We start from the raw sequence: 13,357 nt of genomic DNA on the forward strand, positions 1-13,357 counted from the left end.
CCCCCTCGGCTCGACCAGCCCACAGACTAGGCACGTCGCGCCCGTCCCCTCCGCTCGGGGGCGGACTCCCGTACGACGAGGGAGCCCCCGCCGCCGCGCCGCCCGCCCTGCTCGCAGCCCCGGAACGCCGCCCAGCACCCCAGCAGGGCCAGGGCGAACACCGGCAGCCAGAGCAGCCGGGCCACCACCCAGCCGGCGTTGTCGGGCACGGTGTGGAGCCCCGGCAGCGGGCCGTCCGCGATCAGCAGCGCGCTCGCCGTGACGACGATCATCGCGGTCTGGTGCCAGAGGAACACGGTCATCGCCGACAGGTTCACCACCGCCACCACCGCCCACACGGCGGGCCTGCGCAGCACCCGCCGCAGCGGCCCGAGCAGCAGCAGCGCCGCCCCGCACTGGGCCAGCCCGAAGGCGGCGGCGGCCAGGCTCGGCGGGTCCAGATTCGACATCCGGCCGCCCGGAACGCCGACCATGGAGGCCGGATAACCCGCCCACCGGACGAGAGCCGCGGCCGCGACCGTCCCACCGAGCAGCAGCGCCCAGCGGCCCGCCCGGCCGCGCAGCCCGCCCCTGGCGACCAGCGCCCCCAGGCAGTACGGCACCAGCCACCCCGCGACCACGTTGATCCACCCCAGCTCCCGCGGACCGCCGAGACCCAGCCGTACGAGATCGACGTGCAGTACCACCACGAGCGGCCACAGCGGGTGCAGCCGGGCCACCAGCGGCGTCAGCGCGGTCAGCGCGGCGAAGACGAGCAGGAACCACAGCGGCGACCAGACCAGCTTGGCCAGCGCCCGCACGGTCGACTCGCCCACCCCGGCCACCAGCATGACGGCCGCCGCGAGCGCCCACACCACGAGCACCGCCGCCACCGGCCGGAACAGCCGCGCCAGCCGGCCGCGCACCCACCGCCCGTACGGCACACCCCGCTTCCGCGCCGAGGCCCAACTCCCCGCCGCCACCTGCCCGCCGACCAGGAAGAACACCGCGAGCGTCTGGAACACCCAGGAGACCGGAGTGAGTTCGGGCAGCTGGGCCAGCGGGCTCGCCCCGCGTACGGTGCCGCTGTCGGCGACCAGCGCGGTGACCAGCCAGTGCCCGCCCACCACGCCCAGGATCGCCAGGGCCCGCAGGGCGTCCACGGCCCGGTCACGGCCGGGCGGGGTGGCGGCCTCGACGCGCGCGACGAGGCCGGTCATCGGGCGGCCTCCAGTGGTTCGGCGCCCGCCGCGATCCGGGCGAGATTCGTCAACGACCGTGACCCGGGCCGCAGATAGTCGCTGTGGCCTCCGTCGCCCGCGTCGAACACCTCGGCCCCGAACCGTTCCGCCACCGGATCGGTCCCGAACCCCACCGTGGCGACGAACGGCACCCGCACCCGCACATGGGGCACCCGGGCGATCCAGTCCCCGCCACTCCGGCCCGCCCACACCCGCGCACCGGTGCGCAGCGCGGCCACGTTCTTGGCTCCGACACCGGGGCTGCCGTAGAGGACGAGGGCGTCGGCCGGGGTCCCGGAGGCGGCCCGTGCGCAGATCACCGAACCGTACGAGTGGCAGAGCAGGCTGATCCGGGCGGCGGGCCGCACCGCGTGCAGCCCGTCCACCAGTGCTCGCAGCCCCGGCGCGGCCCGGTCGGCCCGCCCGGTGGTCAGGGCGGCGGGGCTGACGGTGGCGGGCGAGCGGTACCCCAGCCAGGCGACGACGGCCGCGCCCTCGCCCAACTCCCGGTGCAGCGCCCGGGCATCACGCCGCAGCCGCCAGTACGCGTCCAGCCCGACGCCGGCACCGGGCACCAGCACCGCGATCCGCCGGGCCGAGGACAGCGTGCCCACGACCTCCACGCTCCGGCCGCCGTCGCGCCCGTCGAAGGACAGGAACTGCCGCCCCGGCGCGGCCATCGCCCGCAACGAGGCGGCCCGCTTGAGGTCCCCGTGCGCCTCCGCCGCCCGCCCGGCCGCGCGGATGTCCCGCCGACTCACCGCGTACCGCTCCGCCAACCCCACCGGGCTCGCGTCCCGCAGCGGCCCGAGGGCGGTCGGCGTGGGGGCGGGCACGGCGGCGGGCCGGGCCGCTCCGGACACCGGCACGGCCACCGCGAAGGTGACCAGGGCGGCGAGCAGGGTGCGGCGCAGACGGGGTCTGCGCGGGCGGTCGGGCATGGGGCGAGGTCCTTCCGTACCGGGGGCATGGGGTGCTTCCGGTAAGGAAGTTATGGACGGGGGGTGGTAGTCGGCGTCCCGCTGGAGGGGGGCACCTCCGACGTGGCTCTCAGGTATGACGCGGGCGATGTGGCACGGCGTCAGCTCCGGCCGGTGTGGGCCAGGATCGCGGCCGCGAGCGGGGCGTGGACCTCGCGGGGAAGGGCGTGGCCCATGCCGGGGATCTCGACGAGCCGGGCGCCGCGGATCACCTGGGCGAGGTGCTCGGCGTGCGGGGGAGGGGCGACCGGTTCGGCGGGGGCCGAGATGATGAGGGCGGGCACGCGGGTGCGGGCGAGCTGCTCGGTGCGGTCCATGCCGGAGTAGTCGGCGCGGGCGTGCGCGGTGCCGGCGTGGTGGTGCCCGGTGTGCGCGATGATCCGCCGTTCCAACTCGCGCGCGTACGCGGCGTCGAACGGGATCAGGTCACCGCCGAGCACCCGCCAGTGCTCGACCCGCCGCTCCAGCTCGGCCTCCGGCCCGAGGTCCTCGACGGGCCGCGACCACAGCTCCATCAGCTCCGGGGCGACGCCGGGCAGCTCCTCCGGCGGGATGCGGCCGTCCGGCGCGACGTACGGCACGGAGCTGAGCGCGTTCGTCCCGATGACGGTGGCGCTGAGCAGCCGCTCGGGGTGGTCCGCGACGAGCAACTGCGTGAGCATGCCGCCCATCGACATCCCCACCACATGCGCCCGCTCCACGCCGAAGGCGTCCAGCACGGCGACGGCGTCCTCGGCCAACGCGGTGAGCGGATAGGGCTGTTCGTTGAAGGAGGCGGTGGAGCGGCCGGTGTCCCGATGGTCGTACCGGATCACCCGGTGCCGCACGGCCAGCAGCTCGACCAACTCGTCGGGCCAGCCGAGCCCGGACGCCTGCGCGCCCATGATCAGCAGCAGGACAGGCGTGTCCGGAGCACCGCGCTCCTCGGCCCAGAGGCGGACGCCGGGGGCGGCATCGACGAAGCGTTCCATGGCGGACCTCGCTGTTCCGGTATGATTAGACGAGACGTATCGTCTCGTTTTGAGGCTAGCGTATTGCCGGGTGCGAGGCCAGTGGCGGTGCGGTGCGGTCCGAGCGAGGCGGCGGCACCCGCCTCCGTCTGTCGACCCTCGCTAGCCGGTCGGCTGGCCGGCGCGCACCGCCGCCTCGATATCGGCGAGCTGGGCGGCGAGGAGCTCTTCGAACACGGCGCCGCGATCCGCCCCGAGCGGGCGGACGTCGCGGGCGAAGTGGGCCAGGGCGGGGAAGCGTTCGGGGTCGGCGCCGAGCACCGTGACACGGAACAGCTCCATGCCCTGTTCGTACTCCTCCGAAGTGATGCTGCTGATTCCGGCCTCTGAGGCGACCAGGGCGGCGATGAGGACCGCGAGCCGGTGATAGCGCAGCGGGATCTCCTCGTCGGGCAGCCCCGATGTGCGCAGGGCTTGGAGCACCTCCTCCACGACCAGCCGGGAACCGGCGCCGCCCGATGCGTACTGCCCCCAGATCGCGGCGAGTTCGGGCTGCCGGCCGAACGTCTCTCGCACGCGCAGGGCCAGGGTGGTGATGCGCTGCTTCCAGTCGCCCTCGGGGCGGTAGCCGTCCATGGAGGTCAGGAGGATCCGGTCGGCGACCGCGCGCAGCAACTCCGTCTTGCTGCGGAAGTGCCGGTAGAGGCTGGAGGAGTCGGTGCCGAGGCTTGCGGCGAGTTTGCGCACACTGAACGACTCGGTGCCGCTCGCGCACAGCAACTCCGCTGCCGCGTCCAGGATCTCCTCGGTCGACCAGCGCTTTCGACCTGCCATTTCGCCCCTCTCGTCGGGCTCAGCCTAACTCATGCACTCAGCATGCGCTCGGTATGCACTCGCCGTTGCACGCAGTGCGTGCATAATGAGGGCATGGGCTCATCCCAGACCGAGCGAAAGGACGCATGCCGTGAGAAGAACACTGGATTGCGCTGAGCTGGACGCGGCCATCGAGAACGTGCACCGCTCCGGGATACCCGGCCTGTTCGCCGAAGTCCGGGACGGCGAACAGGTCTGGCGCGGCGCCGCCGGGGTCGCCGACGTCGTCACCGGCCGCCCTGTCACCGCGGACCTGCGGCACCGGGTCGGCAGTGTCACCAAGACCTTCACGGCCGCCGCGGTGCTCCAGCAGGTCGAAGCCGGCCGGATCGGCCTCGACACACCGATCGGCCGGTATCTACCGAAGCTGGTGCCCGGAGAACGCGGTGACGCGATCACGGTCCGGATGCTGATCAACCACACGAGCGGTCTGGCCGAGTACCTCCCGTACGCCTACCCCTCGTTCAAGGGGCTCCCTGCCGTCGCGGACACCGACCCCAGGAGCCTGGACGACCACCGGTTCACCCGGTTCGACCCCGTCGAACTGATCGGTCTGGGTGTCACCGCACCCGCCGTCGGCACCCCGGGCGTCGCTCCGGGTGTGTACTCCAACACCAACTACCTGCTCCTCGCCCAACTCCTGGAGCAGGTGACCGGCACCACGGCCGAGCAGTGCATCACCCGGAACGTCATCGAGCCCGCCGGGCTCCGGGACACCGGATTTCCCGACGGACCGCACGTCGACGGGGGGCACTCGCGGCTCTACGAGGCGTGGTTCGGCATGATCGATCCGCCGCGCGACTACAGCGTCTACGACATGTCGTTCGCGGGGCCGGCGGCCTCCCTGATATCGACCGTCGCGGACCTCAACCGCTTCTACCGCCTGCTGCTGGCCGGAAAGATCGTCGGCCCGTCGTCGCTGGCGCAGATGCGACGGACCGGCCCGGTCATCTCCCAGGAGGGAAAGCCGATCGACTACGGCCTCGGCCTGTACCCGATGGAGGGCCCCGGCCAGGACGTCTTCTGGGGCCACGGCGGCACGGTCTGGGGCGGCGGGACGCTGGCCATGATCCGCGCCGACGGCGAACGGCAGATGGCGGTCGCGATGAACCTGCAGCGGTGGAACAGGCTCGATGCCTCAGGCGAACCGCAGCCGCACCCCATCGACGAGGCACTCGCGACGCTCTACCGCGTGGCGATGTACGGCTGACCGGACCCGGACCCGGACCCGGACCGTCCGCCGGAGCGAAGACCGGACTGCCCACCGAAACGGAAAAGGCGATGCGACCCGCGAATCCGCGGGTCGCATCGCCATCGCCCGGCCGAAGATCAGGCCTTCTTGGTCTCCTGGTAATGGGCCAGGCCAGTGACCTGCAGGGATCTTCCCTGTGGGGCGCTGACCTGGCCTTTTGCTGATAACTGGCGATGGGGTGTGACGGTCGTGATCGGGTGTCCTGCGGACTGTGTGCGGACTGCTCAGGGGCCAGCATGGCTTTGTTTACGAGTCTCGGGTTCTGGCACAGATCTTGGGGAGCAGTCGCGGAGGGTGACGACGTCATTCGATTGAATGGGGGGCATGCCCCCTGGCTGCCTGACTCGAACGCTCCTCTCGTAGCCTCCGCACATGACTGATGATCCGTTCCGGTGCCGTTGTGTCCTTTGCCCATGACTACGGTGATCGAGATGAAGCGGACCGCCTTGGCCTGACGATCATCGAGAATGTGCGGCAGCACGGATGGCACGTCGTGATGGTTCCCGAGGACGAGATCGGTCCTGGATTCGCATATTCGGAGCGAAATCCGCCGCAGGCACTGTGCTGACTGAAGGCCAGAGGCATCCTGACATTGCCGACGGCCACCAAGTCGCGCTCAGGCAGCTGGATCTCCGCTGGTACAGGACCTTCTTCGGGCAGGCCATCGGATTCTACCGGCGGCCTCCTTTCCCCGTGTTGCAAGTTGCGTGGCCCGACGTGGATGACCGGTTTCATGGGGAAGAACAGGCTGAGGAGGGGCATCGAGAGTCGCAACCTAAGCTGTGGCTGCCGCCGAGTGAGCACCCTGTCGGGACCTGGACGGCCGAGCTCGGACCGTGAAGGCGCCAGCCAGCGCCAGACCGGCACCCTCTCTCGCGTTCAGAGCCAGCCAGCAGGATCGAAGCCGTTGCATGGAGCCGACTGGCCTACGTCATCAGCTCGGCGGTACCACCGAATCAACAACCTCGGCAACGCGGTGCACCTGCCACCCTTCTTCGCAACGCCACGTGTACACGTTCTCGAGCGAGAAGAAGCTGCCCAGCCAGATGGTGTGGATGTGGTTTGGCACCGTCGGTGCGTCGCTCGGAAGCCATCCCCGTTTCAATGCGAACCCCACACTCGTGTGTGACACGTCAGACCAGATGAAGAGGTGCTGCCGCTTGCCCGAGCCCTTCTCGGTCAACTTCTTTATTTGTTGGCCCCCGTAGTCGTGTTCAGGAAGTCGTTTACGTAAGGGGAGACTGCATCGGCCGTTGCTCGGGCAATACCAGTGGGCGCGAAACTGGAGGGGAAGATGCGTCCTGCTAGGTCGGGTGAGTCCGCGATCTGGTGCACGACGTTGAGGCCGAGTTCGCGAGCGGTGGCTGCATCGCGCAGGTTGTCGGTCGAGGGAAAATGGTTCCCAACCTGGAAGAGATCGACGGGGTCTGAACTGACCTTGGTTATGCCTCGCTTTTCGAGATCGACGAGGAAGGCGATGACACGGTTCGACACCCCCTTGCCTATGGTTGCGCCGTGCTGGAACTGGACAGCCCATCCACAGAGCAGCCCCTCATGGACATGCCCGTCGTAGACCCGGTTGATCTGCTGCCACATCGCGTTGGTGTCTCGATCCCGCTTTGACGAGACCTCCAAGACATCCGTTACTTCGGCGTCCACCCGGGTCCCAGCCCGAAGTCCACAAGCCCCGGCGCGCTCTGGTCATCGAAGCGGATCCTCACCGTGCCCATGGCTGCGTTCACGATGGCCTCGGCGATCAGCTCGTCGTAGGTGGGCTGGATGAGCTTTTTCGGCATGACGTGCAGGGTAGCGACGCGGGTCACCACCCGGCAGTGAACAACAGCGAGAACGGGACGACGCGCTAGTCCGCGACGGCCAGGAGCTGCACCAGGCCAACCCAGTTCTCCTCGTCGGCCTCGGTGTGGACGGCGCGGACCCTCCAGCGGCCAGGGGGCAGCGAGACTCCTGCCTGTGCAGGAAGTCCACCACCCGGATACTCCACGTTCAGCTCAGCACCTGCTTCGGCGGAGTCCATGAGTACAGCCGGACCGTCCGTGATCCACATCCCGTGCTCCTCCCACTGGGTGGCGGGATCTGCGAGGACAGCTTCGGCGGCGGCCTTGAGCCCGGTTTCAGAGTCGGCGGCGAGCCAGCGGAGGAAGGCGTGATGCTCAGGCATGTAACAGGTTGTGGCGGGCTCGTCCCCCAGGACCAGCGCCTGTGCCCCCTCCTCGCCGACGGCGATCGCGCCGGCCAGATCGTCCACCGCGCAGGCCCTGTGGTAGTCGTCCGGATCGGCTCCGTCCCCCACGACCATCCCGCTCTCCGTGCACCCGCGCCATGCATCCAGCGCCGAGACGGGAATCACGATCAAAGGACCGCCCATCGACTCCACCCAGTCAAAGGGGGCTTGTGACGTCTCGGCTGCGATGGACGAGGAAGATCTCATAGCGGCAGTGTGCACTCAGGCATCGACAGCGCCCCTCCGCGGGCACGTGCCGACCGGTTTGGGCGGCTCAGGCCCGACTCACGTCTGGCGGGATGCGTCGCGATACCTGCGCAGCCGGGTGCCTCGTACGGCGGGAAGCCCGACCAAGGTGTACTCGAAGGCGCGGTGGTGGGGCGTCAGCGGGTACCAGGGGAGTGGCGGCAGAGGGTAGTCGTCGCGCAGCACGCCCTCCGGTAGAACCCCCGTCGCGGGCATCGGCGAGGTCTCGCCCGGGTGGGCGAGGTATGCCCAGACTCCGCTGTCCAGCGATACCACGGCCTCCACGTCGCCGAGCGGGCGCCAAGGCGCGCCCGTAAGGGGGTGGCGGGGGACGAGGAGGATGTCGGGACGGGGCCGGGGCGTGCGGATCCCCGGGCCGGCCAGCCCCACGGACCGAGTTCCAGGCCCGGCGGGTAGGTACTGGTTGACGGCGTGGCCGAGCAGCTCGGCGACGGGGCCGGAAGGGAGTGCCACCGGGCGCCCCTCGGTAGTCGCCACGAGGTGGGCCAGCGCGACTCCGACCGCCGCCTCCCAGCGGCGACTCCACGACCCGTCGGGTTCGACGGGTGGGACGCGGTGCTCGACACGCTCCAGGTCGTCCCATCCGGAAGGTGGACCGGCCAGGTGTCCCGAGGAACGGGGTACGACCGCGTCGGGCTCCAGCCACACCGCCTGCCACGATCCGCAGTCGTCCATGCGGGTCCCCACGGCTCGCCCGCACCCCTCGCACGCCAGGTTGGGACCGTCCCGGCCGTCCAGACCCTGGCAGTAGCCCTCGCACTTCTCGGGGATCAGGGCCATGGACCGGGAGTCGCCGGGACCGATGACGATTCTGTTCCGCGCGCCGAAGGAGACCGCGTACACAGGGGCGTAGACACCCTGCCGGGCGGCCGCGTCTTCTCCGACCTCCTCCCACAACCGCCAGGGTGGTCCAGTGGGCCGGGGGTCGACGGCATACGTGGCGGGCTCCATCAGCGCCGGATGGAGTTCCTCCCACCCCCCGTGGTGAGCGTGGACGGGGAGGGCAACCCGGGACACCGGCACCGTCAGCTCCGTGCCGCACTCGGCACACGCGAACACGTCCAAACAAGCTCCCCCTCGCCCCGGTTCCCAGGCGGATTGTGACTCGCCAGCAGCGGAGGATCCACCGGATTTCGGAGTGACTCCAGTGACCTGAGTCGGATGTTGCTCAGTAGTTCTCGACCTCTATCGGTCGGTGGTCGGGTCTGCTTCCGATCGAGGTTCGGCTTGTCGCGGCATCACTTGCCGCAGTGCGGGGAGGAGGGCGAAACTCTCAGGAACCTCCGACTCAGGTCACTAGTTGCCTGCTCCGTCAGCAGCGCACAGTCGCACCCGGTGACGCTGAAGGTCGACCTCGGCGACCTTCACTGCGATCAGCTCGCCTTCGCGGACGAGTTGGGCAGGGGTCTCAACCGGATCGTCGGTCAGCTCTGAGATGTGAAGGAGCCCTTCGACCTCCGGAGCAAGCTGTACCAGCACACCGAAGGGAATGATCTTGGTGATCCGCCCTGTGGTGACGCGGCCTACCTGGTCCGCGAAGCGGATGAGTGGATCTTCCTGCAGGGCTTTCAGCGAGAGGGTGACTTGTCCGGATCGCGTCTCGGCGACGATCACCTCCGCCGTGATCCGCTGGCCGGCTTTGACGGCTTCGGAGGGGTGGTCGATCCGAGACCACGTCAGGTCTGGCACTCGGATGAAGCCGGTGCACAAGCCATCGGGCTCGGCGTCGAGGTGGACGAAGACCCCGAAGTTGCGCACTTCCGCGACGGTCCCTGTGACAACCTGTCCGCGTTCCTTGGCGAGGAGAAAGGACCGCAAGGACGGGATCTCGCACGCTCTGGTGGAGAGATGAAGCTGACCCTCACCCCAACGTCCGATCTCCTCGGCGTTGATCTCTTGGCCGATCTTGAAGAGCTCGGACGGGTGCTCCAGTCGACGCATCGAAGCCTCGTGCCGGGGGATCCGACCGATCTCGGGGTTCTCTCCTTCGCCATCCACAAGCTTCACCAGGACATCCGCTCCGTCGAACCCGATGACCTCCACCGTTCTCACGGGGCCCGGGCCCGTCCGAAGCCGGTTGATCAAGGCTTGCAGGCGAGGGTCAGGAGTTGGATCGGGCATGGAAGTGAGCCTAGCTCCAGCCGTTCAGGGAGACCTCCGGTCCTCCCATGAGGTACCGGTGGAGGGCGCTTGAGGTGGTGTCCACGAAGCTCTCGGGGATTGCGTGGGTGTCGACCCAGCGGACTTGGGAGTGCTTCCGGGGTTCGCGGTTCTCGGGTTCGCCGGCCCATTCGTGGGTTGCGAAGACGACCGTGAGGAAGCCATTGGGGGACTCAACGCCCCAGGCTCCGTGAATGATGTGCGCGACCTTGAGATTCTCGGGCTTCACCGTGAGGCCCGTCTCCTCGTAGAGCTCGCGGACCGCGGTCTCGGTGATGGGCTCGCCCGGCTCGCTCTTGCCGACCGGCAGGTCCCACTTCCCCTGGGCGAACTTGGCGTTCTCGCTGCGCTGGAGGAGGACGACGCGGTTGGTGGCCTTGTCGTGGACGATGACGGCCGCGACCAGCAGGGTCATGGAGTCGAGTGCCGGCTTGAGGGCCGGGGGACGGTTGTCGGTCGGCTGGGCCACGGGGTTCCCTTCGCCGGGCGGGTTGTCGGGCATGTTAGGCGAGGGCCTCGCGGGCTCGGCGGGCGAGATCTGCGGCTCCGGGGACGCGGCCGCGCTGGTAGATCGCGAGCGTGGATCGGATCGAAGCGATCGCCTTCCGGGTGCGGTCGGAGGTCATGCCTTCCATGAGGACCAGGGCCTGAGCCGGATGACGACTGATGCCCTCGCTGCCACGAGCAGCGAGGGCATCAGGGGGCGCTGTGGAGGCTGGCTGCCTGGGTGCCTTTGGAAGTCGGGACCCACTCAGGCGGTGCCGACCGTCCTCCCGGACCTACGGGTCGGCCGGCCGAGAAGCAGCTCGACCACGGGACTCTCCACCATGGCCCGATGCCATCGAGTCGCTCGGGTGAGGACTGAGGACTGAGGACTGACGACTGTGGACAGATCCTTCACGGAACCTTGGCCCCCTTCCGTTCGGGCGGTCAAGGTACTGCGTGAGAGTGGGTGTGTGGCTGATATCCTGCGATCTTCGCCGGTCACCCGGACGGAGTTTCCCGGCAGGTCTTCATGTTTTGCTCTGAGCAACTCACGACAGCTCTCGATGCCCTGGACCGTGCCTTCGCCTCAGAGGATCCTTTCCTCGTCGCAGGGTGTACGTACTGCTACGCCGAGGAAGACTTCGCTGAGCTCTCGGGGCCTCTGCACCTCATAGCCGACAGCCTGGTCTCCTCGGTTGCCGCAGAGGTGCCTGGTCATTGGGAAGACTTCCCTCGCCTCTACCGCCGCCTCGCCCCGCGCATCATTCGCTCACTCGTCACCGATCGGCTCCACGTCGACGAGGATCTCATCGCCTCCCGCCTGGTTCAGGCGGGCTGGACTGCCTGGGACTTGCCCTTGGCCGAGGCTCTACGGGACGTCTGGTCCGCCTGGTGGCAGAGCACACTGCACACCCACCCCAGTCCCGTGCCCATCAGGTATTCCCTCAGCTTCATCACCGTGGTCACCGACAGTCTGCGTCCTTGGCTGAACACATGGACCGCGACCAGTACCCCAGCCGCTGACGCGCACTTGGCAGACCTCGTCGACGACGTGATGTTCGAGTTCGAGATCACCGACGTGCGCATGGGCTTCTACGACGAGTACGACGCCACTGCCGAACTGCTGGGCTGGCTTCTCACCGAAGTACGCGGTCGTGTCATCGACGCACGTCTCGACGAGCCCTTCCTCCTCGAGCACTTTCAGCAATTGCTCAGCGCTCCAGCTGATCCGGTACGCCATCCGGAACTGAACGGAAGGCCCGTGAAGAAGACCGCACCCGGCCCGCCATGGCCGCCGTGCTCGGCGGCCTGCGGACCGGGTGCGGACCGGTAGGAAGTCTGACCTCGAAACCGCAGGTCAGACGGCCCAGCCGAAGATCAGGCCTTCTTGGTCTCCCAGAAGATCCGGTCGACCTCGGCGATGAGGTCCAGGGCCTTCTGGCCCGTCTTCGGGTCGTTCGAGCCCTTGGCCGCGGAGAGCGCCTTCAGGGTGTCGTTGATCAGCTGGTGCAGCTCCGGGTACTTCTCGAAGTGCGGGGGCTTGAAGTAGTCGCTCCAGAGCACCGACACGTGGTGCTTCGCGAGCTCGGCGCGCTGCTCCTTGATCAGGATGGCGCGGGTGCGGAAGTCCGCGTCCTCGTTGGCCTGGTACTTCTCCTGGACGGCCTTGACCGACTCGGCCTCGATGCGGGCCTGGGCCGGGTCGTACACGCCGCAGGGCAGGTCGCAGTGGGCGCTGACCTTCACCTTGGGGGCAAACAGGCGGGAAAGCATGGAGCTGTCCTCCTCGTGATCGTCTTCTCAGGTGGGACATTACTCCGTGGAGCGCCGCTTTCCGTGGCTGCCCCAGGGGCTTAGGTCAAAAGTCCGGGGTGGGAATCGGGCCGTCGGCCGAATGTACGGAGCCGTACCCGGGGCGATGTACTGACGATGTGCTGGAGGAGGAAGCGGGAGGTGTCGGAGATGCCGGAGCGGCGACAGGTGTCCGGAGGCAGGCGGGTGACGCGGCGTCCGTTGCAGGTCGTGGAGGTGACGGGGCCCTCGATGGTGCCCACGTTCTACCACGGCGACCTGCTGCTCGTGCAGTACGGAGCGCCCGTGCGCCCCGGAGACGTGGTGATCCTGCGGCACCCCTTCCAGCAGGACCTGCTGGTGGTGAAGCGGGCCACCGAGCGGCGGCCCGGCGGCTGGTGGGTGCGGGGTGACAACACCTTCGCGGGCGGGGACAGCACGGATTACGGGACCGTGCCGGAGGAGTTGGTGCTGGCCCGGGTGCGGGCCCGCTACCGGCCCCTGGCGAAGGGTCAGCGGTCGGTGACGGCGGTGCTGGGCTGGGCGGTCTCCGCGCTGCGGCCGGTGCGCTCGGCCTCCTCGCGCTTGCGGGCCCGGTAGGCGGCCACGTTCGCCCGGGTCGCACAGCGGTCCGAGCAGTAGCGCCTGGAGCGGTTGGTGGACGTGTCCAGGTAGGCGTTGCGGCAGGGGGCCGCCTCGCAGAGGCCGAGCCGGTCCACGCCGTGCCCGGTGAGGTGGAAGGCCAGGCCCATCGCCGCGATGGCCGCGTAACCGGCGGTCGCGTTCGACGGATGGTCCGCCAGGTGCATGTGCCAGTCCGGCCGGCCGTCCTCGTCCCGCACCTCGTGCCCCGAGATCTGCGGGCTCACCGGGAACTCCAGCAGCAGCGAGTTCAGCAGGTCGACCGCGAGCGTCTCCTCGCCGTCGTCGGCCGCCTCGAAGACCGCGCGCAGCCGTGCCCGTACGGAACGGAACCGGGTCACGTCCGCCTCCGTGGCCCGCCGTGCCGCCTGCCGGCTGCCGCCGAACAGCTCCCGGACCGCCTCGACGGAGGTGAGCGTGTCCTTGTTGCGGGCCGGCTCCTCGGTGTTGACCAGGCGCACGGCATAGTCCGAGTAAGAGGCCAGTTCCACTTG

The 13,357-nt window shown here is 69.2% G+C and carries 17 protein-coding genes and 1 pseudogene; 5 read left to right on the forward strand and 13 right to left on the reverse strand.

Features of this window, described 5'->3' with window-relative positions:
• Positions 1–26: 26 nt before the first annotated feature.
• The 4 genes from ACSMXR_RS25730 to ACSMXR_RS25745 all read right to left on the reverse strand — a co-directional run bounded on the left by ACSMXR_RS25730 (position 27) and on the right by ACSMXR_RS25745 (position 3,984).
• On the reverse strand, positions 27–1,199 hold the full coding sequence (locus ACSMXR_RS25730) for an acyltransferase family protein (protein ID WP_473170012.1): 1,173 nt from the start codon (positions 1,197–1,199) through the stop codon (positions 27–29).
• A complete protein-coding gene (locus ACSMXR_RS25735; protein WP_473170013.1) occupies positions 1,196–2,161 on the reverse strand; it encodes an alpha/beta hydrolase in 966 nt (321 codons plus the stop codon). Before ACSMXR_RS25735 ends, ACSMXR_RS25730 begins: the two co-directional genes overlap by 4 nt.
• Positions 2,162–2,301: 140 nt before the next feature.
• Positions 2,302–3,171, reverse strand: a complete 870-nt coding sequence (locus tag ACSMXR_RS25740; RefSeq protein WP_473170014.1) for an alpha/beta fold hydrolase — start codon at positions 3,169–3,171, stop codon at positions 2,302–2,304.
• Between the two features lie 141 nt (positions 3,172–3,312).
• Entirely contained in the window at positions 3,313–3,984 is a 672-nt protein-coding gene (locus ACSMXR_RS25745; protein WP_473170015.1) for a TetR/AcrR family transcriptional regulator, read from the reverse strand.
• An 85-nt stretch (positions 3,985–4,069) separates the two neighbouring features.
• Between ACSMXR_RS25745 and ACSMXR_RS25750 the strand changes: the two genes are divergently transcribed.
• The 3 genes from ACSMXR_RS25750 to ACSMXR_RS25760 all read left to right on the forward strand — a co-directional run bounded on the left by ACSMXR_RS25750 (position 4,070) and on the right by ACSMXR_RS25760 (position 6,115).
• Positions 4,070–5,233, forward strand: coding sequence for a serine hydrolase domain-containing protein (locus tag ACSMXR_RS25750; protein ID WP_473170016.1), 1,164 nt, complete (start codon positions 4,070–4,072; stop codon positions 5,231–5,233).
• Positions 5,234–5,654: 421 nt separating this feature from the next.
• Positions 5,655–5,843: a hypothetical protein gene (locus ACSMXR_RS25755; protein WP_473172498.1), complete on the forward strand. Its 189-nt coding sequence runs from the start codon at positions 5,655–5,657 to the stop codon at positions 5,841–5,843.
• Positions 5,759–6,115, forward strand: a complete 357-nt coding sequence (locus ACSMXR_RS25760; RefSeq protein ID WP_473170017.1) for a DUF4262 domain-containing protein — start codon at positions 5,759–5,761, stop codon at positions 6,113–6,115. The genes ACSMXR_RS25755 and ACSMXR_RS25760 overlap by 85 nt, the downstream gene beginning before the upstream one ends.
• Positions 6,116–6,463: 348 nt before the next feature.
• Here ACSMXR_RS25760 and ACSMXR_RS25765 read toward each other — a convergent pair whose 3' ends face one another.
• The 7 genes and pseudogenes from ACSMXR_RS25765 to ACSMXR_RS25795 all read right to left on the reverse strand — a co-directional run.
• Positions 6,464–6,871 carry a hypothetical protein gene (locus tag ACSMXR_RS25765; protein WP_473170018.1) on the reverse strand — a complete coding sequence of 136 codons (408 nt, stop codon included), beginning with the start codon at positions 6,869–6,871 and terminating at the stop codon, positions 6,464–6,466.
• 47 nt (positions 6,872–6,918) lie between these two features.
• Positions 6,919–7,071 (reverse strand): hypothetical protein, encoded by a 153-nt coding sequence (locus tag ACSMXR_RS25770; RefSeq protein ID WP_473170019.1) that lies wholly within the window; start codon positions 7,069–7,071, stop codon positions 6,919–6,921.
• A gap of 65 nt (positions 7,072–7,136) precedes the next feature.
• On the reverse strand, positions 7,137–7,724 hold the full coding sequence (locus ACSMXR_RS25775; protein WP_473170020.1) for an immunity 21 family protein: 588 nt from the start codon (positions 7,722–7,724) through the stop codon (positions 7,137–7,139).
• 78 nt (positions 7,725–7,802) lie between these two features.
• Complete coding sequence (locus ACSMXR_RS25780) at positions 7,803–8,735, reverse strand: hypothetical protein (RefSeq protein ID WP_473170021.1); 933 nt, start codon at positions 8,733–8,735, stop codon at positions 7,803–7,805.
• A 345-nt stretch (positions 8,736–9,080) separates the two neighbouring features.
• Positions 9,081–9,905, reverse strand: a complete 825-nt coding sequence (locus tag ACSMXR_RS25785; RefSeq protein WP_473170022.1) for a S1 RNA-binding domain-containing protein — start codon at positions 9,903–9,905, stop codon at positions 9,081–9,083.
• 10 nt (positions 9,906–9,915) lie between these two features.
• The gene (locus ACSMXR_RS25790) at positions 9,916–10,446 is read right to left on the reverse strand and encodes an NUDIX domain-containing protein (RefSeq protein ID WP_473170023.1); all 531 of its coding nucleotides are present in this window, start codon (positions 10,444–10,446) and stop codon (positions 9,916–9,918) included.
• A 1-nt stretch (position 10,447) separates the two neighbouring features.
• Positions 10,448–10,639 (reverse strand): annotated as a pseudogene (locus tag ACSMXR_RS25795) (tetratricopeptide repeat protein); the annotation flags it as partial.
• 320 nt (positions 10,640–10,959) lie between these two features.
• Here ACSMXR_RS25795 and ACSMXR_RS25800 point away from each other — a divergent pair.
• On the forward strand, positions 10,960–11,763 hold the full coding sequence (locus ACSMXR_RS25800; protein ID WP_473170024.1) for a hypothetical protein: 804 nt from the start codon (positions 10,960–10,962) through the stop codon (positions 11,761–11,763).
• A 44-nt stretch (positions 11,764–11,807) separates the two neighbouring features.
• Here ACSMXR_RS25800 and sodN read toward each other — a convergent pair whose 3' ends face one another.
• The gene (gene sodN / locus ACSMXR_RS25805; protein WP_015611295.1) at positions 11,808–12,203 is read right to left on the reverse strand and encodes a superoxide dismutase, Ni; all 396 of its coding nucleotides are present in this window, start codon (positions 12,201–12,203) and stop codon (positions 11,808–11,810) included.
• 189 nt (positions 12,204–12,392) lie between these two features.
• On the opposite strand from sodN, the gene sodX reads away from it, so the two are divergent.
• Positions 12,393–12,821, forward strand: a complete 429-nt coding sequence (gene sodX, locus ACSMXR_RS25810) for a nickel-type superoxide dismutase maturation protease (RefSeq protein ID WP_230543409.1) — start codon at positions 12,393–12,395, stop codon at positions 12,819–12,821.
• Here the strand turns inward: sodX and ACSMXR_RS25815 are convergent.
• The gene (locus tag ACSMXR_RS25815; protein ID WP_030079464.1) at positions 12,734–13,354 is read right to left on the reverse strand and encodes a CGNR zinc finger domain-containing protein; all 621 of its coding nucleotides are present in this window, start codon (positions 13,352–13,354) and stop codon (positions 12,734–12,736) included. The genes sodX and ACSMXR_RS25815 overlap by 88 nt on opposite strands.
• Positions 13,355–13,357: the final 3 nt, after the last annotated feature.

The sequence above is a fragment of the Streptomyces sp. DSM 106670 genome (assembly GCF_055792845.1).

Coding starts and splice junctions, on each gene's coding strand:
- ACSMXR_RS25760 (WP_473170017.1), top strand. CDS start 5,759: ATGGCACGTCGTGATGGTTCCCGAGGACGAGATCGGTCCTGGATTCGC.
- ACSMXR_RS25730 (WP_473170012.1), bottom strand. CDS start 1,199: ATGACCGGCCTCGTCGCGCGCGTCGAGGCCGCCACCCCGCCCGGCCGT.
- ACSMXR_RS25765 (WP_473170018.1), bottom strand. CDS start 6,871: ATGTGGCAGCAGATCAACCGGGTCTACGACGGGCATGTCCATGAGGGG.
- ACSMXR_RS25770 (WP_473170019.1), bottom strand. CDS start 7,071: ATGCCGAAAAAGCTCATCCAGCCCACCTACGACGAGCTGATCGCCGAG.
- ACSMXR_RS25785 (WP_473170022.1), bottom strand. CDS start 9,905: ATGCCCGATCCAACTCCTGACCCTCGCCTGCAAGCCTTGATCAACCGG.
- ACSMXR_RS25780 (WP_473170021.1), bottom strand. CDS start 8,735: ATGGAGCCCGCCACGTATGCCGTCGACCCCCGGCCCACTGGACCACCC.
- sodN (WP_015611295.1), bottom strand. CDS start 12,203: ATGCTTTCCCGCCTGTTTGCCCCCAAGGTGAAGGTCAGCGCCCACTGC.
- ACSMXR_RS25790 (WP_473170023.1), bottom strand. CDS start 10,446: ATGCCCGACAACCCGCCCGGCGAAGGGAACCCCGTGGCCCAGCCGACC.
- ACSMXR_RS25735 (WP_473170013.1), bottom strand. CDS start 2,161: ATGCCCGACCGCCCGCGCAGACCCCGTCTGCGCCGCACCCTGCTCGCC.
- sodX (WP_230543409.1), top strand. CDS start 12,393: ATGCCGGAGCGGCGACAGGTGTCCGGAGGCAGGCGGGTGACGCGGCGT.
- ACSMXR_RS25745 (WP_473170015.1), bottom strand. CDS start 3,984: ATGGCAGGTCGAAAGCGCTGGTCGACCGAGGAGATCCTGGACGCGGCA.
- ACSMXR_RS25775 (WP_473170020.1), bottom strand. CDS start 7,724: ATGAGATCTTCCTCGTCCATCGCAGCCGAGACGTCACAAGCCCCCTTT.
- ACSMXR_RS25755 (WP_473172498.1), top strand. CDS start 5,655: ATGATCCGTTCCGGTGCCGTTGTGTCCTTTGCCCATGACTACGGTGAT.
- ACSMXR_RS25800 (WP_473170024.1), top strand. CDS start 10,960: ATGTTTTGCTCTGAGCAACTCACGACAGCTCTCGATGCCCTGGACCGT.
- ACSMXR_RS25740 (WP_473170014.1), bottom strand. CDS start 3,171: ATGGAACGCTTCGTCGATGCCGCCCCCGGCGTCCGCCTCTGGGCCGAG.
- ACSMXR_RS25750 (WP_473170016.1), top strand. CDS start 4,070: ATGAGGGCATGGGCTCATCCCAGACCGAGCGAAAGGACGCATGCCGTG.